General features: G+C 68.5%; 23 protein-coding genes. 8 read left to right on the forward strand and 15 right to left on the reverse strand.

The genetic code is table 11. The features are described from left to right. Positions 1-91: 91 nt before the first annotated feature. Together LTH96_RS11080 and LTH96_RS11085 are read right to left on the reverse strand one after the other, a co-directional pair. Entirely contained in the window at positions 92-469 is a 378-nt protein-coding gene (locus LTH96_RS11080) for a DUF2267 domain-containing protein (protein WP_241465820.1), read from the reverse strand. 231 nt (positions 470-700) lie between these two features. Next, a complete protein-coding gene (locus LTH96_RS11085) occupies positions 701-1,060 on the reverse strand; it encodes a hypothetical protein (RefSeq protein WP_241465822.1) in 360 nt (119 codons plus the stop codon). A 43-nt stretch (positions 1,061-1,103) separates the two neighbouring features. Here LTH96_RS11085 and LTH96_RS11090 point away from each other — a divergent pair, with 43 nt between their 5' ends. After that, complete coding sequence (locus LTH96_RS11090; protein ID WP_241465824.1) at positions 1,104-1,955, forward strand: UbiA family prenyltransferase; 852 nt, start codon at positions 1,104-1,106, stop codon at positions 1,953-1,955. Positions 1,956-2,005: 50 nt separating this feature from the next. On the opposite strand, the gene LTH96_RS11095 is transcribed toward LTH96_RS11090, so the two are convergent. The 3 genes from LTH96_RS11095 to LTH96_RS11105 are packed head-to-tail and all read right to left on the reverse strand — an operon-like array spanning position 2,006 to position 5,001. Continuing rightward, positions 2,006-3,154 (reverse strand): NAD(P)/FAD-dependent oxidoreductase, encoded by a 1,149-nt coding sequence (locus LTH96_RS11095; protein WP_241466047.1) that lies wholly within the window; start codon positions 3,152-3,154, stop codon positions 2,006-2,008. Position 3,155: 1 nt separating this feature from the next. Beyond that, positions 3,156-3,914, reverse strand: coding sequence for a methyltransferase domain-containing protein (locus tag LTH96_RS11100; RefSeq protein WP_241465826.1), 759 nt, complete (start codon positions 3,912-3,914; stop codon positions 3,156-3,158). A gap of 4 nt (positions 3,915-3,918) precedes the next feature. Beyond that, entirely contained in the window at positions 3,919-5,001 is a 1,083-nt protein-coding gene (locus tag LTH96_RS11105) for a type III polyketide synthase (RefSeq protein WP_241465827.1), read from the reverse strand. Between LTH96_RS11105 and LTH96_RS11110 the strand changes: the two genes are divergently transcribed. After that, positions 5,000-6,325, forward strand: coding sequence for an acyltransferase (locus LTH96_RS11110; protein ID WP_241465828.1), 1,326 nt, complete (start codon positions 5,000-5,002; stop codon positions 6,323-6,325). The two genes, LTH96_RS11105 and LTH96_RS11110, sit on opposite strands and share 2 nt — an antisense overlap. Here the strand turns inward: LTH96_RS11110 and LTH96_RS11115 are convergent. Together LTH96_RS11115 and LTH96_RS11120 are read right to left on the reverse strand one after the other, a co-directional pair. Beyond that, the gene (locus LTH96_RS11115; protein WP_241465829.1) at positions 6,237-6,806 is read right to left on the reverse strand and encodes a DinB family protein; all 570 of its coding nucleotides are present in this window, start codon (positions 6,804-6,806) and stop codon (positions 6,237-6,239) included. The genes LTH96_RS11110 and LTH96_RS11115 overlap by 89 nt on opposite strands. 115 nt (positions 6,807-6,921) lie before the next feature. Further along, on the reverse strand, positions 6,922-7,608 hold the full coding sequence (locus tag LTH96_RS11120) for an alpha/beta hydrolase (protein ID WP_241465830.1): 687 nt from the start codon (positions 7,606-7,608) through the stop codon (positions 6,922-6,924). Between the two features lie 265 nt (positions 7,609-7,873). Here LTH96_RS11120 and LTH96_RS11125 point away from each other — a divergent pair, with 265 nt between their 5' ends. Further along, positions 7,874-8,569 carry a class I SAM-dependent methyltransferase gene (locus tag LTH96_RS11125; protein ID WP_241465831.1) on the forward strand — a complete coding sequence of 232 codons (696 nt, stop codon included), beginning with the start codon at positions 7,874-7,876 and terminating at the stop codon, positions 8,567-8,569. A gap of 13 nt (positions 8,570-8,582) precedes the next feature. On the opposite strand, the gene LTH96_RS11130 is transcribed toward LTH96_RS11125, so the two are convergent. Next, entirely contained in the window at positions 8,583-9,263 is a 681-nt protein-coding gene (locus tag LTH96_RS11130) for a haloacid dehalogenase type II (RefSeq protein ID WP_241465832.1), read from the reverse strand. Between the two features lie 101 nt (positions 9,264-9,364). On the opposite strand from LTH96_RS11130, the gene LTH96_RS11135 reads away from it, so the two are divergent. Continuing rightward, positions 9,365-10,084, forward strand: a complete 720-nt coding sequence (locus LTH96_RS11135; RefSeq protein ID WP_241465834.1) for a TVP38/TMEM64 family protein — start codon at positions 9,365-9,367, stop codon at positions 10,082-10,084. Continuing rightward, a complete protein-coding gene (locus LTH96_RS11140) occupies positions 10,077-10,700 on the forward strand; it encodes a CDP-alcohol phosphatidyltransferase family protein (protein ID WP_241465835.1) in 624 nt (207 codons plus the stop codon). Before LTH96_RS11135 ends, LTH96_RS11140 begins: the two co-directional genes overlap by 8 nt. Here LTH96_RS11140 and LTH96_RS11145 read toward each other — a convergent pair. After that, positions 10,682-12,154 carry an FAD-dependent oxidoreductase gene (locus LTH96_RS11145; protein ID WP_241465837.1) on the reverse strand — a complete coding sequence of 491 codons (1,473 nt, stop codon included), beginning with the start codon at positions 12,152-12,154 and terminating at the stop codon, positions 10,682-10,684. The genes LTH96_RS11140 and LTH96_RS11145 overlap by 19 nt on opposite strands. Before the next feature lie 98 nt (positions 12,155-12,252). Between LTH96_RS11145 and LTH96_RS11150 the strand changes: the two genes are divergently transcribed. Beyond that, positions 12,253-12,933 (forward strand): class I SAM-dependent methyltransferase, encoded by a 681-nt coding sequence (locus LTH96_RS11150; protein WP_241465838.1) that lies wholly within the window; start codon positions 12,253-12,255, stop codon positions 12,931-12,933. Here LTH96_RS11150 and LTH96_RS11155 read toward each other — a convergent pair. Next, positions 12,911-13,975, reverse strand: coding sequence for a 2,3-butanediol dehydrogenase (locus LTH96_RS11155; protein WP_241465839.1), 1,065 nt, complete (start codon positions 13,973-13,975; stop codon positions 12,911-12,913). The genes LTH96_RS11150 and LTH96_RS11155 overlap by 23 nt on opposite strands. 176 nt (positions 13,976-14,151) lie before the next feature. Beyond that, entirely contained in the window at positions 14,152-14,733 is a 582-nt protein-coding gene (locus tag LTH96_RS11160) for a TetR/AcrR family transcriptional regulator (RefSeq protein ID WP_241465841.1), read from the reverse strand. 276 nt (positions 14,734-15,009) lie between these two features. On the opposite strand from LTH96_RS11160, the gene LTH96_RS11165 reads away from it, so the two are divergent. Continuing rightward, positions 15,010-15,783: a thioesterase family protein gene (locus tag LTH96_RS11165; protein WP_241465842.1), complete on the forward strand. Its 774-nt coding sequence runs from the start codon at positions 15,010-15,012 to the stop codon at positions 15,781-15,783. Between the two features lie 74 nt (positions 15,784-15,857). Here LTH96_RS11165 and LTH96_RS11170 read toward each other — a convergent pair whose 3' ends face one another. From LTH96_RS11170 to LTH96_RS11180, 3 genes are all read right to left on the reverse strand, one after another. Next, positions 15,858-16,604, reverse strand: a complete 747-nt coding sequence (locus LTH96_RS11170) for a triacylglycerol lipase (protein WP_241465844.1) — start codon at positions 16,602-16,604, stop codon at positions 15,858-15,860. Continuing rightward, a complete protein-coding gene (locus LTH96_RS11175) occupies positions 16,601-17,410 on the reverse strand; it encodes an alpha/beta fold hydrolase (protein WP_241465845.1) in 810 nt (269 codons plus the stop codon). The genes LTH96_RS11170 and LTH96_RS11175 overlap by 4 nt, the downstream gene beginning before the upstream one ends. Before the next feature lie 126 nt (positions 17,411-17,536). After that, entirely contained in the window at positions 17,537-19,675 is a 2,139-nt protein-coding gene (locus LTH96_RS11180) for a heavy metal translocating P-type ATPase (RefSeq protein WP_370644438.1), read from the reverse strand. A gap of 206 nt (positions 19,676-19,881) precedes the next feature. Between LTH96_RS11180 and LTH96_RS11185 the strand changes: the two genes are divergently transcribed. Further along, positions 19,882-20,733 carry a F510_1955 family glycosylhydrolase gene (locus tag LTH96_RS11185; protein ID WP_241465847.1) on the forward strand — a complete coding sequence of 284 codons (852 nt, stop codon included), beginning with the start codon at positions 19,882-19,884 and terminating at the stop codon, positions 20,731-20,733. Positions 20,734-20,754: 21 nt separating this feature from the next. Here LTH96_RS11185 and LTH96_RS11190 read toward each other — a convergent pair whose 3' ends face one another. Further along, positions 20,755-21,399 carry a DUF305 domain-containing protein gene (locus LTH96_RS11190; protein ID WP_241465848.1) on the reverse strand — a complete coding sequence of 215 codons (645 nt, stop codon included), beginning with the start codon at positions 21,397-21,399 and terminating at the stop codon, positions 20,755-20,757. Between the last annotated feature and the right edge of the window lie 38 nt (positions 21,400-21,437).

Here is a 21,437-nt window from a genome sequence, read left to right on the forward strand (position 1 = left end):
TGGTGAAGGGGCCTCATCGTGATGAGGTCACCCTCCCGCTGGGCCGGTGGCCCAGCGGGACATGCCCATGGAGCGGGCGGGCGAACACCTGCTAGGCGAAGAGCGGTGCGAAGCCTGTTGGCAGCTGCGAGCGCAGGTCCTTGATCTCACCCTCGGAGACGGAGTCCGAGAGCGTGGAGAACACTGCCTTGACCTGGGGAAGAGCTTCCTCGGTGCCGAGGTCCTGCTCGAGCTTGCCGGCCACCCGACGCAGGAACTCATCGACATCATCGAGCGTGTCTGTGCCGGCGTTGTCGGTCAGCGGAGCCTTGAGCTCCTCCGGCAGCTGCGCGGCAAGGTTGCTCGCTTCACCGCCCTTGAGCCGCTTGCCGAGGTCCTCCAGCACCACGTTCACCAGCTGGCTGGCCTGATCGCGATCCGAGGGACCGCCCTTCTCGGCGACGGTCTTCAGAAATTCGTCGTGGCGCATATGTTGCTCCTTCACTTGCTGGGGCCAGCGGGCCTTGCGCGGAAACGACAACGTCCGCTCTCACGTGCCTGCAGGGTTCACACTTGCGCAGGCGGGCCCGACTGACCGGTGCCTCCACGGTAAACATGGGACCCCGGGCTCTGTCGAACCACAGGTCTCAGCCGCGGTCACACCTGTGACTCATCTATGGCGCCGCCCAGATGATCCACGTCTCGACGCGGACGCAGCCGCCTACTCGCCCCGCGCGATGCGCCAGGCGGCACGGACCAGAGGCACCTGCAGCGGAAGCCGCGCCAGGGCGATGTTCCGCGCGCGCGGCCGGTGCCAGTACCTCCGCACCGAATAGATGTTCGCGGGGTAGACGGCGAGCATCAGTGCCGCGGTGCAGACGCCGCCCACCCGGCGGGTCGCCGGGACGGCCAGCAGGGCCGCGCAGCCGAGCTCGGCGACACCGCTGGCGTAGGTGATGCGGCGGCGATTTCCCAGCTGCGGCGGCACGATGGCGTCGAAGGGCGCCGGCCGCAGGAAGTGCATGACCCCGGCGACGCCGAGGAGCCCGGCCATCGATGCTGCGCGCTGCGTGCTGTTCATGGGTCCTCCGAGGGGTGGGATGTCGGGGTGAGAGACTGACCTGATGGCGATCCTGAAAGTGACTCGAGGTCTGTGGGGATCCTCTCATCCCGGACCGACCGTCGTGGTGACGGCCCTGACTGCTGCCCTCGCGGTCTCGGCCGGACTCGGTGTCGAGCGCATCCTGTTGCTCGCGCTCGCGGTCTTCCTCGGCCAGCTCTCGGTGGGCATCTCCAATGACGCCTTCGACGCCGAACGGGATCGCGCCGTCGGGCGCAGCGACAAGCCCATCGCTCGCGGAGACCTCAGCGTCCGCGCCGCCTGGGCGGGTGCGATCAGCTGCCTGACGTTGGCGCTGCTGCTCTCCGCGCCGCTGGGGCTCGGGCTGCTCGGCGCCCACCTGGTCTTCCTCGCCGCCTCCTGGGCCTATAACGCCGGGCTGAAGGCCACAGTGTTCTCACTGGCCCCGTTCCTGCTCGCCTTCGGGCTGTTCCCCTCCTTCTCGACCCTCGCGTCCCCGGCCTCGGCGTTCGCCGCACCCTGGGCCTGGTTCGCCGGCGCCGCACTGGGTGCCGCCATCCATCTGACCAATGTGCTCCCAGACCTCGACGACGACGCCCGCACCGGCATCACCGGCCTCCCGCACCGGCTCGGTGCCCGGCCCTCGGCGGGGTTGGCCGCGGCGGCGGTGCTCGCCGGCGGGGTCGCCGTGACCGCAGGCTCCGCCGGGTGGCAGCTGGACCAGGTCCCGGTGATCTCCTGGGTGTTCCTCCTCCTGGTCAGCGCGGTGGCGCTGCTGGCGCTGGGCCTGGCGGCGCGGGCCCGCTCCGGTCGGGTGCTCTTCCGGCTGGTGATGCTGGCAGCGCTGCTGCTCGCGGCCCAGCTGGTGGTGGCGGGAGGATCCCTGGCCGGCTGAGATGCCGCTGGTACTCAGCTTGCGGCGCACTGAAGGCGGCCGGCTGAGGCTCAGGCCTCGGCGTCGAATCCCATGGCATAGGCGTGGGCGAAGGCCCGGCCGGCGCCTGGGCCCAACATCAGCCGCACGCCGCCCCGGCGCGCGGAGTCCGCCGTCGGTGTGAGCGGCCGGCCGAGCCGGGTGTTCAGCGCCGCCAGCTGGGCCGCCCGGCGGGCCGAGCGCAGCCGGGCGCGTTCCCAGCGCCGCAGCTCCGACTCCGGCACGGTGCCGGTGCGGACCCAGGCGGTGAGCAGCGGGGCCAGGGTGGCGGCATCGAGCAGGCCCAGGTTCATCCCCTGGCCACCGATCGGGCTGACCTCATGGGCGGCGTCGCCGATGACCAGAAGCCGGTGATCGCGCAGCGCCGGCGCGACGAATCGACGCACCCCGAAGCCGCTGACCTGCCCGGTGAGCGGCTGACCGTGGGCGGCCAGCGTGCGTTCCATCCGGTCACGCTGCGCAGCCGGGTCACGAGATGTGGGGTCCGCAGAGCTGGGGTCCTGGGAGGTGCCGAGGGAGTCCCAGGCGACGAACCGGCGTCGTCCCTGCGGCAGTGGGAAGGACTCCAGCACTCCGGCGGGCTCGAGGTGGACGACGGCGGTGCGCGCGTCCTGCTGCTCGAACGCCTGCTCATCAGACACGTCAGCGTCGGTCATCAGGTACCGGTCCGGGTAGGTGTGCGCGAGCGTAGACCGGTAGACCAGCTCCCGGGAGCGCGGACCCCCGGCGAGAACCACCAGCGGTGCCTGACGGGGCCCGGCGCTGGTGTCGACCTCCACGTGTTCAGGCCCTGGGTGCAGCGCGCCGACGCTGACCCCGCGCTGCGGGACCGGGGCAGCCTCGGAGAACACCGCCTCGGTGCCGGACTGGGGGAGGGTGGCGACGAAGGGGAACCGGGTGGGGAGTCGATCAAAGCGCACTTCGCCGAGCACCCGACCCTGCGCGCGGGCCTCCCCGCGGGTCACCCGGACTGCCTGATCAAGCAGCCCTGCGGTCAGCCCGGAGCCCTCCAGAGCGGCGAGCACCGGGGCGTGGACTCCGATGGCGCGGCTGTCACCGCTGCCGTGACCGCGCTGTTCCAGGATCTCCACGTCGATCCCGGCTCGGCGCAGCAGGCCACCCATCAGCAGCCCCACCGGGCCGGCGCCGATCACGATCACCTCAGCCAAGGCCGGGCGCTTCCGCGATCAGCCGGAACGGCGACGGAGAGCTCACGGTCCAACCGGAGCCCAGGGCGGCGGAGAGCTCCTCGTGCCGGTAGCTGCGCCGGATCGAGCGCAGCCCATCGGTGCGCAGAAAGGTGCCAGGCGCGAGCGGGGTGATCCCGACGGCGTAGAGGCTGTAGGCGAGCCGGCCGCGGGCGATGTCGCCATGCAGCACGGTGCCGGTGGAGAGCCGCCGCGAGGCGCCGGTGAAGTCGAGCAGGCCAGGCGAGTCAAGGTGGTGGAGCACATGGTTGGACAGGACGACGTCGAAGCTCTCGCCCTGGTCCAGCAGCGCGTCGGCGTCGGCGCACAGGAATCTCACCCGGGGTGGCTGCGGCGGGGTGTCGGAACCGAGCTTCTCCGTGCGCTGGTTCTGGATCCGCTGTTCCTGGGTGTTCTGCGCCGCCTCATGGGCGCGCGGATCAGGATCCGCCCCGGTCCACTGCACCTCCAGGCCGTCTCGGGCTGCCAGCTGCGCGAGCCGGGTGACGACGTCTCCGCCGCCGGAGCCCAGGTCGAGCACCCGTGCCGGTCTGTCCAGGCTGAGCAGCGTCGGGCGCAGCCGGGTGCGGTAGACCTGGTTCCAGCCCGAGATCAGCCGGTTGATCAGGTGGAATCGTCGCAGGGTCGCGTCGAGGCGGACAGGGTCACAGTCGGGATCATCCATGAGCTCGCGCAGCTGCGCGTCGCGGACGGAGAGGTTGACCCGGCTCATCGGGTCACCGGGTCTTGCGCAGCAGGGCGGATTCCACGGTGAGCCCGGGCCCGAAGGCCAGTGCGGCGATGCGGCCGCTGACCGTGGGGTCGGCGAGGAGCTGGCGCAGGATGAACAGGATGGTCGCACTGGACATGTTGCCGTGGTCGCGCAGCACCGCGCGGGAGGCATCGAGGGCTGTGGCCTCAAGCTCCAACCCGGCCTCCACCCGGTCCAGGACGCTGCGGCCTCCCGGGTGGACGGCCCAGCGGGCGGGGGCCCCCTCCTCACCGAGGAAACGGTCGACGGCGGCGCGGATCTCACGGCCGATGATCCTCGGGACCTCGGCGGAGAGTCGCATGTTGAACCCGTGATCCCCGATCGTCCAGACCATGTCGGACTCGCCCTCGCTGGTCAGCGCGGTGGCGAACCGTTCCAGAACGATTCCGCCGGGGGTGCCGAGGCGTTCGTCGGCGGTGACCACTGCGGCAGCGGCGCCGTCGGCGAAGACCGAGGCCGCGACGATCTGCTCGGAGTCCGCGGTGTCGCGGATGTGCAGCGAGCACAGCTCCACGCAGACGACCAGCACCGCGGCCTCGGGCTGCGCGGCGGTGATCTGAGACGCCGTGCGCAGCGCCGGAAGGGCGGCGGCGCAGCCCATGAATCCCAGGTGACTGCGTTCCACGGTCACGGGCAGGCCGAGGTCGCGGATCAGCCGGAAATCCAGGCCCGGAGCGAAGAATCCGGTGCAGGAGACGGTGACGACGTGAGTGATCTGGCTGGGGGTGAGCGCCGCCTCCGACAGGGCGGAGCGCGCCGCGTCGGCGGCCAGGTCTGGGGCGGTCCGTCGGTAGAGCTCATTGCGAATCCCTGTGGTGGGGGAGAGCAGTCTGGAATCCTCGCCGACGAAGACTCCATCCGGGGTGCCGCCCAGACCGGTGAGCACCGAGTGGCGGGTCTCGATGCCGGCGGCGTCGAAGGCTGCCCCGATGAGCCGGCGGGTAAGCCTGCTGGCGTCGGGCTGATCGGCGAAGAAGGCGCGAAGGTCCCGCTGGGGCACAGAGGTCGCCGGCAGTGCCGTGCCGATGGAGATGATGCGCGCGGGCATGTCACCACTAAACCATGACGACGAGCCTCTCCGCCGCCGAGGTCGCGCCGAACGACATGAAAGCAAGAAAAAGCTTGCCGAGGAGAGATGCCTGGTATTTGATAAACCCGTGACCCGAGACTCGGCGCAACCCGCGCGGGACGCCACTATCGACATCGCTAAGGCGCTGGCGATAATCCTCATTGTCCTGGGCCATGTATGGCGAGCGCTGGAGCCGGCGGGGCTGGTGGAGGACCCCCTTCTGACACAGGTCGATTCCGTCATCTACATGTCTCACCTGTCGGTCTTCGCGTTCCTGGCGGGGCTCTTCGTCGCCTCGGGGATGCGCCGGGATGGCGCCTGGCACTACGCCCGAGCACGCTCGGTGACCTTCCTCTGGCTCTATATGCTCTGGTCCACGCTGCAGCTGCTGCTGAAGATCGGCATGGGCTCGGCCGTGAACGACCCGGTGCATCCGGTCGAGCTGCTCATGATCTGGGAGCCGAAGGAGCAGTTCTGGTTCTTCGGCTGGATCACGGTGATGATGCTGCTCGCCGCGGTCGCGAAGCCCTGGCGCAGCCAGCGGGCGGCCGTCGTGACCCTGGGCCTGGCAGCGCTCGGTTCTGCCGTGGTGTGGGGCCTGAACTGGAGGATCCTCGGCGGCGAGGGGCTGGCGCTGACGGTCTTCTTCTTCCTCGGCGTGGTGCTCACCGGGAAGCGCCTGCTCAGCTGGGTGCAGCGGGTCGGTGTCGGCTGGGCGGGCGGCGTCGTGATCGTCACCGGGGCAGTGTGGGTGGTCCTCGGCTACACGCTGCTGGCCACCCCGCCCACCGCCTATGGCGACATCCGCACGGCGCCCAGCGTGGCACTCGGTTTCATCGGTTCGAGCGCCGGCGTGCTCGCCATCCTGGCAGTGGCGCGGCTGTTGGCACGGATGGGCCACCGGGCCCGGTGGCTCGCCCGCATCGGGGAGCTGTCATTGGTGATCTTCGTGGCGCACATCTTCTTCACCGCCAGTACACGCATCGTGCTCGGCATGCTCGGCGTGGAGGCCCTCGCGGTGCACGTGGCCCTGCCGACCCTGGGCGGGGTGATCGGACCGTTGATGATCTACGCGGTGGCGCAGCGGCTGGGGCAGGACTGGCTGTTCGAAGCCCCGGAGTGGCTGCGCCAGCGCACCGGGGCCGTGCCGAGCCGCAGCGCGGGTGCCGCCCGTTCAGAGGCTGGCCGGCCCGGCGTTCCCGAGCTCGGCGGACCTACGCCTGACGCTGCCCGCCCTGATGCTCCTCACCGTGCTGCTCCGCGACCTGAGGTTCCTCAAACGCGGCAGGACCCATCCCGGTGACGTAGGCGGCCTGGGCGATATGCGCCACCGCGTCCAGCGAGAGGCTGATCAGCCGTGCCCCCCGCGTCACGGGCGGGTGCCACTGGGTGTCGATGACCTCCTCGAGATCGGCCTCGCCCAGCGAGTCCAGATAGGACAGCTGTGCCTCGACGACGGCGCGCAGATGCTCCAGCAGCAGGTCCGGGTCGCTGACCCGGATCCGCCGCGCGTGGGTGCCGGTATGGCCGAACCCCATGTCGTGGGCACCGAGATCCAGGGCGAACCGCTCAGCGAAGCCCTGCACCGTCCAGACCGGTTCCTGCCCGGAGAGGCTGGCAAGCTGCTCGTCGATCTCTCGGGCTGAATGCCAGAGCAGCCAGGCGATGGAGTTGTGATGATGCGGGTGTGCATTGAGCAGCTCTGATGTCAGCGCTGGGCGCAGCGCGTGGACCTCTTCGAGCGGGCGACGCGCGATGTCTTTGAGGATCTCGATGCTGCTCATGGCTCTCCTGAACCTCTCGGCGCCCGGGTGGTGCCTGCCTGCGGGTCAGCCGCGCCGGGACGCGATCGCTTCCCGGCGCCCTGGCCGGACGTCTCCTGTCGGTGTTCGTGCTCGCTCATGCTCCGGGCCGGTCGCCCAGTGAGTTGATGGCGGTCGCGATGACCTTTGGGTGGGTGAGCATCGGCAGATGGCCCGCACGCACCTCGAAGGTCTCGGTCGGGTGGAGCCGAGCGGCGAAGCGGCGCTGCAGAGCACTCGGGATCTCGGCGTCGTCGGTGGTCACGACGTAGCCCCGTGAAGGAATGGCGAACAGGGCGGCCGGGTCCGCGGCGCGACTGGTGAAGTATTCGCGCGGCTCGGGTGAGAGGTCCGCAACGAGGCGCCGCGTGGTGGTCTCATCGAGGCCCGCGCCGAGGCCCTTCCGGATCGAGGACTCAGGTGGCCTGGTCCCGGCCACCCGCATCACCGCCGGCAGGATGAATCGCTGCGGGAACGGCAGCGAGGAGACGAAGGACGCTCCCGCCCGCGGGATGACGGCTGCGAGGCCAAGCACCCCGGTGATGCGTCCAGGTTCGGCGGAGCGGGCGAGCTCGGCGGCGACCACGCCGCCCGAGGAATGCATGATCAGCGTGAACCTCTCCGCCGGAGCCGCCTCCAGGGCTGCCCGGGCATAATCGCTCACAGTCTCACCGGTCGTCGGGCGCGGGGCGACGCGGGACGGTGCTTCCACGCGGGATCGCACATCGTCCCAGATCCAAGGGGGGAGTCCGGCGCCGGAGAGGAAGAGCAGGGGAGTGGCCATGGGATCGATGCTAGGAACAGACGCCGTGAAGCGGAAGGTTCAGCCGGCCGCGGCTCTCACCGAGTTCGTCGAACAGCTCAGCGCGATGGTCCGGCGCAGAATGTTGGGGGCAGACCAGCTCACCCGTGTTGTGTGAACCCTTATCTCGGGTTTGATCAGCGCGTTTCGGGTGCGGTGAGTGTTGTTCCGGCAACTGGGGTTCAATGTGCTGGGATGGGCGGAGCAGGGGGTCCGAATGCCATGAGTATGAATTGGAGTTCATGCAATGCAGACAGCGCCCTATGACAGCTTCGCCGCAGCCTACGCAGCGGACAACGAAGTGAACTTCGTGAACGGGTGCTACGAACGCCCCGCGATGATCGACCTGGCTGGAGAGGTGGACGGACGCCGAGTGCTCGACGCCGGCTGTGGATCCGGTCTGCTCTCCGCCGCGCTGATCGACCGTGGCGCCGACGTCGTTGGATTCGATCTGAGCCCGGCGATGGTGGAGATCGCGAGGCAGCGACTCGGCGCGGACGTGGACCTGCGAGTGGCAGACCTTGGCCAGCCCCTGCCTTACGAGGACAACTCGTTCGATGACGTGGTCGGATCCCTGGTGCTGCATTACCTCGAGGATTGGACGGTGCCCCTGGCGGAGCTGCACCGTGTGCTCAAGCCCGGAGGACGGCTGATCCTCTCGGTGAATCACCCATACGTCTATATGCTCAACTACCCGAAGGCCGACTATTTCGCGACGACCCAGTTCTCCGATGAGTTCACCTTCGCGGGCCAGGAGGCGACGCTGACGTATTGGCACCGACCTCTGCCCGCGATCACTTCGGCATTCACGGAGGCCGGCTTCGATATCGCGTCGGTCACCGAGCCGCCCTACGATCCCGATACGCCGCTGGAGCTGATCCCGCCACCACTGTTGGGGCGGTCGTTCATCTGCTTCATGTTCTTCGTGCTCCAAGCCCGGTAACCGGCGTCGACGGTCAGCCCCGCGCTCCCGCGAGGATCTCCGCGAGCGCCACCAGGTGCTCGGCCTCGATCTCCGGCGCCCGGAAACAGCTCGGGTACGCAGCCCCGGTGCGGTTGATCCAGGCGGTGCGGAGTCCCGCGGCGGCGGCCCCGTGGATGTCCCAGGGGTGCACCGCGACGAGCATCAGTTCATCCAGGGGTCGTCCGGTCTGCTGCGCGGCATACGCGTAGGCGTCCCGCGCGGGCTTCCACAACGGTGCGTCGGTGACGCTGAGGCACTGCGAGAAGAGCTCCCGCACGCCGCCGCGTGCAAGGAGAGTCTCCGCGATCGCCGCCGAGCCGTTGCTCAGCGTGACCAGCTCCGCGGTCCGGCTCAGCGCGGTGACACCAGGAGTGACGTCGGGGTGCAGGTCGAAGTGCGTGAAGACCTCCAGAATGCGATCGACGTCCTCAGCGTGGTCTCGAGCTCCAGATGCCGCAGCCAGGTGGCGGCGCAGATTGTCCCGGGCGATCGCCACGAAGTCGGGATTTTCGCCGGTGGTGGTCAGCGCGAACCCATCGCGGAGCACCTCCGCGAACCACAGCGGGGCCCCAGCAGCAGGCATCCCTGATTCCTCGAATGCGCTCGCCAGGGGACGCATATCGGACAGCGTCTCGTTGACGTCGAAGAGCACCACAGGCGGCGGGGTAGTCATGGGACCCTTCCTACCACGGGCCGCGCTGTCCACGCCGGAAGTCAGCGCCGGATGATCCATCCCTGAACACTCGGGCTCCCGGCTCCAGTACGCTCTCAAGAATGACTGACCAGGAGCCGGCTCGCTTCAGGTCTGAGGCCCCAGAGGAACCCTCCGCGGCGGCGCAGTCTGGGCGCCGAGCAGCCGTGGCCAAAGCCGCGCTGTTGGTGCTGGCGCTGGGAGTCTTCACCGCCGCGGCTCTCCTGCTTCCGCTCCCGTCGGTGGAGGAGATCCGAAACCTGGTCGCCGGCACGGGCTGGTGGGGTCCGATCGGATTCGGAATCGCCTACGCCGCACTGACCCTGGCCCCAGTGCCGAAGAACGTGCTCTCCATCGGTGCCGGGGTGCTCTTCGGGTTCGGCCCGGGTCTGCTGATCGTCTACACCGCCGCGATGGCCGGAGCCTCCGCTGCGTTCTGGCTGGGCCGCCGGCTGGGCCGCGACGCGGTCGAGCGGTTCACCGGGACCCGGGTCGCAAGGTTTGAAGCCGTCCTGGACCGGCACGGGTTCGCCGCCGTCGTGGGGGTCCGGCTGGTCCCGGTGCTGCCCTTCACCGCGATCAACTACTCGGCCGGATTGACCTCCTTGGGCTGGTGGCCCTACCTTCTGGGCACCCTGATCGGGATCGTCCCCGGCACAGCCAGCTACCTGGCGCTGGGCGCCTTCGGCGTTGAAACGGGCTTCCAGGCCGAGCTGGCATTCGCGGTGCTCGGCGTCCTGACCCTGGCCGGGATCGCCTGCGCGGTGCGGCTCCGCGGGAGCAGCGGCAGAGCCGATGTTTGATGCGCTGCTCCGGTCCGCGCTCGCCCCGACTACAGACGCTGCTGCCCGCGTGCTGGACGTGCCCTGGGTGACCCCGAACCGGCTCACCGGCCTCAACCTTGCCGCCGGCCTCATCAGCGCGGTGCTCGCGGCGACGCAGCAATGGATCCCGGCGCTGATCCTGTGGCTGCTCTGCCGAGTCGCCGACGGGCTGGACGGCCCGCTGGCCCGGCGCAGGGCCGGCGGGTCATCCCCGGCTTCCGGGCAGGGCGGCTTCTGGGACATCTGCGCAGACTTCATCGTCTATGGCGCGACGGTGGTGGGCGTGGCCATCGGTGCGAGCGCGGCCTTCGACGCCCCGTGGCTGCCGTTCCTGCTGGTGCTCTTCGCCTACTACGTCAACGGGGGCGCCTTCCTCGCGTTCTCCTCCATCGCGGAGAAGGACGGCAGGCAGCTTGACGACGGCCGGTCGCTCTCCTTCATCGGTGGCCTGGCGGAGGGGGCCGAGACCGTGCTGGTGCACAGCCTGTGGCTGATCTTCCCCTTCGCGGCCGCCCCGATCGCGGCTGTGTGGGCGCTGCTGGTCGGCCTGAGTGCGGCGCACCGCGTGGTCGTCGGCTACCGGGCGCTGGGCTGAGACTCAGGGCCGCGGCGTCGTCGTCGGACCAGGGCAGCCAGCGCGCTGGTCGCCGTGTTGACCACGGGGGAGTCCAGTCCGTCGCGGGCATGGGCGATCGCGGCGTCCCAGAGCGCATCGTTGTAGGTCGGGTAGGCGTGGGTGATTCCCGCGAGCTGCCGGGTGCTCAGCTTCTGTGCGACCGCGAGGGTCAGCTCTCCCAGTGACTCACCTGCCCGGGGACCCACGAGGGTGCCGCCGAGGATTCGGCCGCGCCGGCCGATCACCAGTCGGGCGAATCCTTCTGATGAGTCCTCGGTCAGCGCCCGGTCGGTGTGCTCCAGTGAGACAGTCGAGGTGGTCATGCCCGGGCCGGAGACAGCGGTGAGGCCCACGGCGGCGACCTCCGGGGAGGTGTAGGTGATCCGCGGGACCGTGCGGCTGACTCGGCGCCGCAGGCCGAGGACCGCATTGGAGGCGGCGGTGCTGGCGTGGACCGCTGCCAGGTGGGTGAACTTCGGGTGCGGGGTGACATCCCCGGCGGCCCAGATGGAGCGGTTCGAGGTGCGCATCGTGTCGTCCACGAGCACGTGTCCGGCCTCGTCACATTCCACCCCGAGCTGCTCCAGACCCAGGCCTGCGCTCCGCGGGGTCCGCCCGGTGGCGACCAGGACGACGTCGGCCTGCAGCCGCCGGCCTGCCGAGGTGGTGACCATGTGTCGGCCCGCACCGTCCGCACCGTCAGCCCCTTCGGCTTCGTCAGATCGACGGTGGACGCGGGCGGGCTCCTCATTGACAAGCACGGTGGCGCCATCGCGTTCCAGGCTCGCCTGCACCAGGGCGGCGGCGTCGGGGTCCTCCTTGGGGAGCAGTCCCGAACGGGCCAGCACCGTCACGTCTGAGCCGAGCCGCGCGAAGGCCTGGCCCAGCTCACAGGCGATCGGGCCGCCGCCGATCACCACCAGACGCGGAGGCAGCTGCGTCAGCTCCCAGATCGTGTCGGAGGTGACGTGCCCGGCGTCCTTCAAACCTGGGATCTCGGGCACCGAAGGGAAGCTGCCGGTGACGATGAGGGCCTGACGGAAGCGGATCCGCTCGCCCGCGCCCCCGGACACCCCAGAGATCTGGGCAACCCCGGGGGCGGTGAACCGGGCGATTCCATGCAGCACCGTCACCCCAGCGGCTTCCAGGGTCTCCGCCGAATCGTCGGGTTCGATCGTGCTGATGGTCGCGCGGATCCGCTTCCTGACCTGGGTGAAATCGGGCTCGGTGTCGGCGGCCTCGCGGACCAGGGAGGCGTGGGCGGCCGCCGAGAGGATGGTCTTCGAAGGCACGCATCCGGTCCAGAGACAGTCGCCGCCGGTGCGGTGCTGCTCGACCAGGACGGTGCGTGCACCCAGGCGCGCTGCCGTCTTAGCCCCCACGATCCCCGCCGTGCCCCCGCCGATGACCAGCAGATCGATCAGATCATCCACGGTGAACTCCTTCAACGGCGGCGATAGGGGTCGGCGTCAGCGTCAGCGCATACCCTGGGAGGTGCTGTGCATAGCGTACGCGGGAGAGGAGCCGGGCCTTGCAGAAGGACAGCGCCGAGAGATACACCCGCGAGAAGTACACGGCCTTCGCCCCGTTCTACGATCTGCTCTCCGCCGAGCACCCCGTCTACGGCGCGGGACGACGACGGCTCATCGAGTCACTCGCACTGCGCGAGGGAGACCAGGTTCTCGACCTCGGGTGCGGCACCGGCCTGAACTTCGGGCCGCTGCAGAACCGGGTGGGCCTGCGCGGGGTCATCGTGGGCATCGATCGCAGCGCCCAGATGCTCGTCCAGGCCAGGAAGCGGGCGCAGCGCCACGGCTGGGACAACGTGATCCTGATCCAGGCCGACGCCACCACCATGGTCGCCGCCGAGGTCTCAGAGGAGATGACGCAGGCTGGTGGGAGCGGGCTCTCACGCGTCGGGCTGGCCACGTACTCGCTGTCTCTGATGGACCCGTGGGTGCGAGCCTGGGGAAACATGTGGCAGCTGACGGAGCCCGAGGCGGAGCTGGGGGTGCTGGACATGCAGCTGCCCAGCGGAGTCAGCGCGCTGCTGAGCCCGCTGGCCAGGGCTGCGTGCCGACTGGGCGGGGCGGATATCGAGGCGCACCCGTGGGCCGCGGTGGAACGTGACTGCGCAGACCTCCGGTCCGCTTCGGCGCGCGGCGGCCACCTGCAGGTCCGCGTGGGGGTCAAGCCCGCGGGTCGACGATGATCTTGACGTGCTGCTCGTTGTTGTTGATCAGCTGCTCAAACCCCTCGGAGACCAGCCCGTCGAGGCCGATCCTGCCGGTGATGAACGGACCGAGGTCGATCTTGCCGTCCTCGACGAGTTCGATCACGCGTCGATGATCGTTGGCGTAGCCGATGGTGCCCAGCAGGGCGATCTCCTTGAGCACCAGCTTCGGCATGTCGACGGCGGGCTTGTGCCCCCAGATGGAGACGTTGACGATGACTCCGGCGGGACGCACCGCATCGAGGAGCATGTCCAGGACCACCGGGACCGAGGAGCATTCGAAGCCGACGTCGGCTCCACGGCCGTCGGTGCGGCGGCGCACCTCCGCTGCCACGTCGACTTCGCGGGGATCGAAGACCTCGTCGGCGACGCCGGTCTCCCGGGCCTTGGCCTTGCGGGCCTCGGAGAGCTCGGAGATGAAGACGGTGAGGCCTTCCGCCTTCAGCACCGCGGCGGTGAGCAGACCGATCGGGCCTGCGCCGCCGACCACCGCGACGCCACCGGCCTTGCCGCCGGATCGGACGAAGGCGTGGTGGCCTACCGCGAGAGGTTCGATCAGTGCGGCGTGATCGAGGGCGACGTGATCCGCGATCGGGTGGACCCAGCGGCGTTCGACCACGATCTTCTCGCTGAGCCCGCCCCCGCGACCGCCGAGGCCGATGAAGTTCATGTCCGGGGAGAGCTGATAATCGACCCCGGGCTTGACCTCCACGTCCTCGCGGATGATGTAGGGCTCGACCACCACTTTCTGGCCGGACGTGAGGTCGCTGACGTCGTCGGCGACTGCCGTGACGGTCCCGGAGAACTCGTGTCCGAGAGTGACCGGTGCGGACTCACCGGAGATGGGGTGCGGGTGTCCGTGGGCCGGGACGAAGATCGGGCCTTCGAGGTATTCGTGGAGGTCGGTGCCGCAGATGCCGCACCAGGCGACGTCGATGGCCACGTGTCCCGGCTTCAGCTGAGGTTCGTCGATCTCTTCGATGCGGATGTCTTTGCGATCGTAGTAACGAGCTGCGCGCATGATGGCAATCTCCTGGTAGCTGGTTCGAGCAGGTAGAGACGTTCGCAGACTACTCCTGGCACCGGGACAAAGCACGGGGTCTCAGTCAGCCGGATGAAAGGTCGCCGACAGTGGTGGCCACCCGGCTTGGTCCGCGTCCCCGCCCTGTCATCACCGGTGCAGGCGCGACGGCCCGCTCAGCTCTGGGTGTAGGCCTGAACCGCTGCGAGGGCCAGACGACGACCCGCCTCGATCGGCGACCGAGGGTGGCCGCGCAGGAACGCGGTCAAGGTCCCGTCGTAGGCCAGGAGCACTCCTTCGGCAAGATCCTGGGCTCGATCAGCTGCCAGGGGGCGGGAGAGGTGAACCAGCCGTGTGCGCAACAAGGCTGTGTCCGCGTCCAGGACGTCCCTGATCTCTCCGGCTTCCGGCATCAGCTCAGTGGCGGCTGCGAGGAACGCGCACCAGCGTGATGGGTGCTGCCGGTCCTCCCTGTAGGCGGCCAAGGCGTCGAAGACGGCCAGCAGCCGCTCGGTGTCATTGTTCGCGGAGATCACCTGCTCGTCCCAGCTGCTCCGCCAGTCAGCGAAACGGATACGCAGGGCCTCCGCGGTCAACGCGTCCTTGCTGCCGAAGTGTGAGTACAAGGTGGCTGGAGACGCGCGCGCCCGACGGAGGATCTCGTCCACGGGCGTGGCGCGGATGCCGTCTTCGAAGAGTATGTGGTCAGCAGCCTGGAGCAGCCGCGTGCGCGCTGGGACCTGCTGGGCGGTGCTCATCATGTCATTCTAGTCAGAGTTAACCGACATATCGTTGTACATATAAATAACGTACGTTATATGTCACTAGCATGTGTGATGATCGTGGATCACGGAAGGGTGCTATGACGAGTAAGTCGTCCCGGTGACCCTCCAGCAGCGAAAGGGCTCCCTCGACCCGACTGAGCTGGATCTCTTCGAGATCAACGACGCCTTCGCCGCAGTCGGTCTGGCGTCGGCCAGGGCGAGGCCCTGCTGATCCAGGACGCCCAGAACTGAACACACGAGGAGACTTCTATGGCGTACTTCGAACGGATCGACGAGACACGGTTTCAGGCCACCGAACATGCGAGTGGAGCCTGGGATGAAGACATGCAGCACATCGCGCCTGCGCTGGGGCTGATGGCACATGTCATGGAGCGAGACAGAGATCAACGCCGTGAGGACTCGCTGCGCATCACGGGGCTGCACTACGACATCCTGGGACCGTTGCCGGTGGGTGAGGTCGACGTCGTCGCCCGCGTGCTGCGTCCCGGCAAGACCATTGAGCTGGTGGAGGTCGAGCTGAGGCATGACTCGCGTCCGGCGGTGCTCCTGCGCGGCTGGCTGCTGGCTCAGTTCGACACCGCTCGTCTGGAGGGAACCGCGTTGGCGGAGATTCCCGGACCGGCGACCTTTGAACCGTGGGATGCGAGCACAGTCTGGCCCGGAGGGCTCATCCGCTCGATCGAATCCAAGCGCCGCGTCCTGGGCGAAGGGCGCTCCCAGGCCTGGATCCGCACCCCCCACTCCCTCGTCGCGGACGAACGGGTGAGCGATCTGTCTCGCTTCGTCGGACTGTTCGACGTCGCGAACGGGGTCGCCGTCCGCTCAGACCCAGGTGACGTGCTCTTCCCCAACGTGGAGCTCTCCACCCAGATCTTCCGTGCTCCAGAAGGGGAGTGGGTGGGCTATGACACGACGGTCTCCTTCGGACCCGATGGGCGCGGACTGACACAGTCCATCATTCATGACCTCAAGGGACCCGTCGGCTCAGCGACCCAGGCGCTCACGGTCCGACCCAGGCAGTGACGTGTCCGAGCCCGTTGCTCTGCGATGTGCCGGTGCCGGTCAGGTCTTGAGCGGCGCTGGCACGTACCTTCTCATCAACCCGTGATCCGCCGGACCCCGTCGAGGATCGCCTTGTGCGCCCGAGCATCGCTCAGCGGCAGGAAGTGTCCCCGCGTCTCCAGCTGCACATTGTGTGCACCTTCGAGGCGGCTCCCGCCGGGGATGTGGGGGTCGAAGCGACCATAGATCGAGATGATGTCCGCATCCACGTCCCGGCTGGCGCCCAGTTCGGCCAGCTCCGGGGAGCGTGGCAGGAACAGCCGCAGCGCGGGCAGCGGCAGCAGTCGGGCCAGCTGTGACCCTTCGAACGGGGTGTTCAGCGTGACCAGCCCCAAGACCGGGTCGGCGTCACTCTGCCGGGTGAGCAGCAGCTTGCCGATCAGCCCGCCCTTGCTGTGGGCCACCAGCACACACCGTTGAACGCCCTCACGTCGGATGTAGTCATCCACCAGGTCTGCCATGTCCTCGATGGTGCCGCCGTTGTACCCCAGGTCCACGACGGCGTGCACGTCATAGCCCTGCTCCCGCAGCACGTTGGCCACCGGGAGCATGAAGGCCCAGGTCTCATAGATCCCCGGCAGCAGCAGCACGGCGGGCTTCCCTGACTCGGGCCGGCGGTAGGCCTTCGGATCAGGCCCACGCAGCAGTCCGGACGCCTGCCGGCGCAGCGCGTAGGCGTAGTCGTGGACCCAGGCGCCGAGGTTGCGGCCAAGCTCGGATGCCCCTCGCAGACGCTCCCGCGCGCCGGAGGAAGGGGTGGCCGAAGCCGGGAGGCTGGTCACGCGCGGGGCGCCGTCGTCTGCGGGCCCGGGCGCTCGCCGTCGACGGCTGCCAGAAACGGGGCACACGCGGAGGCGAGCTCCTTCGGCCGGTGGATCTGGAGCGCATGCGGAGCGTCGGGGATCTCCACCAGGCTCGCGTCGGGGGCGAGGTCCACCAGCTGCCGCGCCCACTCGGCCGAGGCGATCGGATCATTCCCGCCGCGGACCACCAGGCCCGGAATCGTGCAGCGCTGGATGGACTCCTCAGTCCGATCGGCAAGCATGTGTCGGACCGTGTGCAGGTAGCGCAGCGGGCCCATCCGCACATAGTTGCGGAACACTATGAAGTTGTTCCGTGGGGGTTCGCGCAGGGTGTCGCGCATCAGCCGTGAGCTCTGGGCGAGAAAGCTGCGCGCGGACGGGTCCACTGTCGGCCCGATCAGCACGTAGCCGGCGAACATCTCCGGGTGGGTGGCGACGGCGTCGGCGACGATCTGGCATCCCATCGAGTGACCGACGACGACGGGGGAGTCCAGCTCCAGCGTGGTGACCACCCCGGCCACCACCTCGCTCAGCTTCGAGATGCTCAGCGCCCGCTCCGGATTGGGCGTCTTGCCGTACCCCGGCAGATCCAGCGCGTAGACATCGTGGGTGGCCGCGAGCACGTCGGTCAGGGGCTGGAAGTACTCGCCGGACATGCCGAGTCCATGCACCAACAGGACCTGGGGTCGCTGCGGAGCGAAGGTCCCGCGAACATCCACGGCGTGGTCGCCGACCTGCAGGCGCCTCGTGCGGGACCCGGCTGCGGATACGGTCCTCCAGAACATGGGCCCCTTCTCGATCCGTCGTATGAACCTGGGGCGAGCGCTGCGTGGCCCGCCTCAGATCGACCATGGTATCGAGGCTGGCTGTATGTCCCGGTGGGGGTCCTCCCAGATTCTCCCCTCGCCGCCCTATGCGCCGTGGTCGGTGACCTCCGGAGTGCTCGCCCCAGGGGAGAGGTCAAGGCGGCGGAGCAGCTGGGCGTTGAGAGCAACCACCACGGTGGAGGCAGACATCAGGATCGCGCCGATGCTCATCGGGAGCACAAATCCGAGGGGCGCCAGCACGCCCGCGGCGAGCGGCACCGCAGCGATGTTGTATCCGGCGGCCCACCACAGGTTCTGCTTCATCTTTCTGTAGCTGGCCTCGGAGAGCCTGAAGACGGAGAGCACGGAGCGAGGATCGGAGCTCGCCAGGATCACCCCGGCGGATCCGATGGCCACGTCGGTGCCCGCGCCGATGGCGATGCCGACATCGGCCTGCGCCAGGGCAGGAGCGTCGTTGACGCCGTCACCCACCATGGCCACCTTCTTTCCCTCTGCCTGGAGCTCGGCGACCTTCGCCGCCTTGTCCTCGGGTCGGACCCCGGCGAAGACTCTGTCGATGCCCAGATCTCGGGCGACGGTGTCGGCAACTGCCTGGGCGTCCCCGGTGATCATCACAACCTCGACGCGTCGGGCATGGAGCGCCTCGATGGCAGCGTGGGACTCGGGTCGGACCTCATCAGCGAGCCGCAGCGCTCCGATCACCTCACCGTCCATCAGCACGTGGAGGATGATCGCGCCTTCTTCGCGCCACTGCTCGGTGACCGTGAGCGCGTCCTGTCTGCGCTGGTCCAGAAGATGCGGACCCCCGACCTCCACGACGCTGCCGTCAACGGTGGCGCTGACCCCCACAGCGGGAGATGAGGAGAAGTCTCTGGCCCGCGGCACATTCAGGTCCCGGCCCCGTGCGGCGCCGATGATCGCCCGGGCCAACGGGTGTTCGCTGTCTGACTCTGCGGCGGCGGCGAGGGCAAGGACGTCGTCGTCCTGGTGATTCCCCACGGGGTGGACCCCTGTGACGGTGGGCTCCCCCTTGGTGAGCGTGCCGGTCTTGTCGAAGAGCACCGCGTTGACCGTGCGCATGGACTCCAGGGCCAGCCGGTCCTTCACGAGAACGCCGCCCCGGGCGGCCCTCTCGGTGGCGATCGAGACCACCAGCGGGATCGCAAGACCCAGCGCGTGGGGACAGGCGATCACCAGCACGGTGATCGTGCGGACAACCGCAGCCTCGGGCATGCCCAGCGCGGCCCAGCTGAGTGCAGTCAGGACCGCAGCCCCCAGAGCGAACCAGAACAGCCAGCCTGCGGCCCGGTCCGCGATGCGCTGAGCCCGGGAGGAGGAAGCCTGAGCATCCGTCACGAGCTTCTGGATCCCGGCCAGAGCGGTGTCTTCCCCGATAGCCGCGACTTCGACGCGCAGCCCGGAGTCTGTCGCCACGGTGCCGGCGACGACGTGCTCGCCGGTCCCGCGGCGGACCGGCTTCGATTCACCGGTGACCATGGATTCATCCATCGAGGCGCTTCCGTCGATGATCCTCCCGTCGGCCGGGACCGAAGAGCCAGGCCTGACGATCACCACATCGCCGACGGTCAGAGCGGCCGGAGCGACCTTCACGACGTCGTCGCCCTGGACCTTCTCAGCCTCATCGGGCAGCAGCGCTGCCAGGGAGTCCAAGGCAGAGGTGGTCTGAGCCAGTGAGCGCATCTCGATCCAATGGCCGAGCAGCATGATGACCACCAGCAGGGCCAGCTCCCACCAGAAGTTCAGCTCATGGTCCAGGATCCCCAGCGTCGCACCCCAGGACGCGATGAAGGCCACGGTGATGGCGAGCCCGATGAGCAGCATCATCCCGGGCTGCCTGGCGCGGACCTCCGAGGCTGCTCCGGTCAGGAATGGGCGACCGCCCCAGAGGTAGACGATGGTGCCCAGCACAGGAGACACCCACCACACCCAGGGGGCGTCTGGGAGCGTATAGCCGAGAAGGTGCGCGAACATCTCGTTGAAGCCCACCACCGGCACGGCCACCACCACCATGATCAGGAACAGCCGGCGGAACTGACCGACATGATCCCCATGGTCGTGGCTGTGACCTTCGTGTCCGGTGTGACTCGACGGAGCCTCATGGCCGTCATGACTCGGAGGATGACCATGATCATGGCCATGGTGCGGGGTGTCCGCGGCGGGACCAGGTCCAGCCTGCTCGGGTGCTCGCGACGAATTGTCCATGTCTGCATTTATACCCCTGGGGGGTATATGAGTCAAGGTGTGGCTGTCGGGTAGAACGAGTCCACGGGGCGCGCGTGACCCCACCTGACGTGTGGACCACACCTGGCTCGAGCTTCATGGAATCTTCATGAGATCCAGCGCGCTGCGTCGATGCGGCGCAGATAGGGTTGAGGGCTGGTCATTCCACGAGGGAAGGAGATGTACGGATGAAGCTCGTGAACCGCAGACGCCTCATCGGCGGAGGTCTGGGAGTGCTCGGGGCGGGAGCCCTGGCGGCCTGCTCGCGGGAGGCTCCGCCGGCGGCCCCAGACCAGAACACAACCTCCCCCATCTCCCACATCCACGCGATCGTCCGCGATCCGGCCGATTCGGCAGTGGTGCTGCTAGCCGCTCACGAAGGCCTGTTTCGGCTCCGGGAGCAGGAGTCGATTGCAGTCGGCCCCGAGATCGATCTGATGGGCTTCACCGTGACCCCCGACGGCCGCTACCTGGCGTCTGGCCACCCGGGGCCGGGGGTGGATCTCCCGGAGCCGCTCGGACTCATCGAGTCCACCGACCGGGGCGAGACTTGGAAGGTGCTCTCCCGGGGAGGTGAATCTGACTTCCACGCACTGGCGGCCAGTTCTGACCGTGTGCTCGGCTTCGACGGCGAACTGCGACTCAGCGCGGATGGTCGGACATGGGAGACCCTGCCTATCGATTCCATGCCCGCATCGGTCGCGATCGCCGAGGGCTCAGGAGCGATGTTGGCGGCCACCGAAGCGGGCGTCCTGCGATCAGATGACGGCGCCGCATGGGATCTGCTGGACACACCGCAGCTCATCCGGCTTCTGACCTGGGTCGATGACACCACGATCGTGGGTGCAAGCGTCGAGGGACACCTGCTGATCAGTCAGGACGTGGGAGACAGCTGGACCGTCAGCCAGCAATCCCTCGGTGAGGTCTCTGCCCTGGGGGCGAGTTCGACTGCCGACGGCGCCGTCGAGGTGCTGCTGGTCGTGGGCGAGTCAGTGCTTCGCACCCTCGACGGCGGGGAGACCACCGAACGTCTTCTCTGAGCTGGACTCCTAGGACCCGGTTCAGAGGTCTTCCAGGAGCTCTTCCATCTGCTCGATCTCGGCCTGCTGAGAGTCGATGATGTCCTCTGAAAGCTCCAGGGCTTCGGGGTTCGCCCCGTCCTGGAGATGCTGCTCCGCCGAGGAGACGGCGCCCTCATGGTGGACGATCATCTGCTCCAAGAACATCTCAGAAGCGGCCGAGCCGGTCGATTCTTGGAGCTGGTCGAGGTCTTCCTCGCTCATCATGCCCTCGTGCTGCATAGTGCCCCCGTCCATGCCGTCGCCCATGTCGCCGTGGTCCATGTCCCCCATGTCCCCCTGGTCCGGGCCCGCTTCCTCCTGACCCCAGGCGTCCAGCCAAGATTCCATCTGCTCGATCTCGGGACCTTGGGCCTCGCGGACGTCTTCGGCGAGGGCCTCCACCTCCGGCTCCACATCGTCCTTGTCCAGCAGCATCTCCGACATGTGGACTGCCTGTCGGTGGTGCGGGATCATTCCGGAGATGTAGTCGACATCGGCCTCGTTGTACTCCGCTGCGGTCTCCTCTGCAGCCTCTCCCTGATCGGATGGGGTCTCGTCGGACTGATCCTCGGCGGTGGCGCAGCCGGTCAGCGCGACCGTGAGTGCGAACGCGCCGATGAATGCTGCGGATGTCGTGGTCTTCATGGGTTCCTCCTATGTTGAGATCACCAGTGGCTTGCTGA

Source organism: Nesterenkonia sp. LB17 (assembly GCF_022565915.1).
In the GTDB taxonomy this organism is placed as follows: domain Bacteria; phylum Actinomycetota; class Actinomycetes; order Actinomycetales; family Micrococcaceae; genus Nesterenkonia.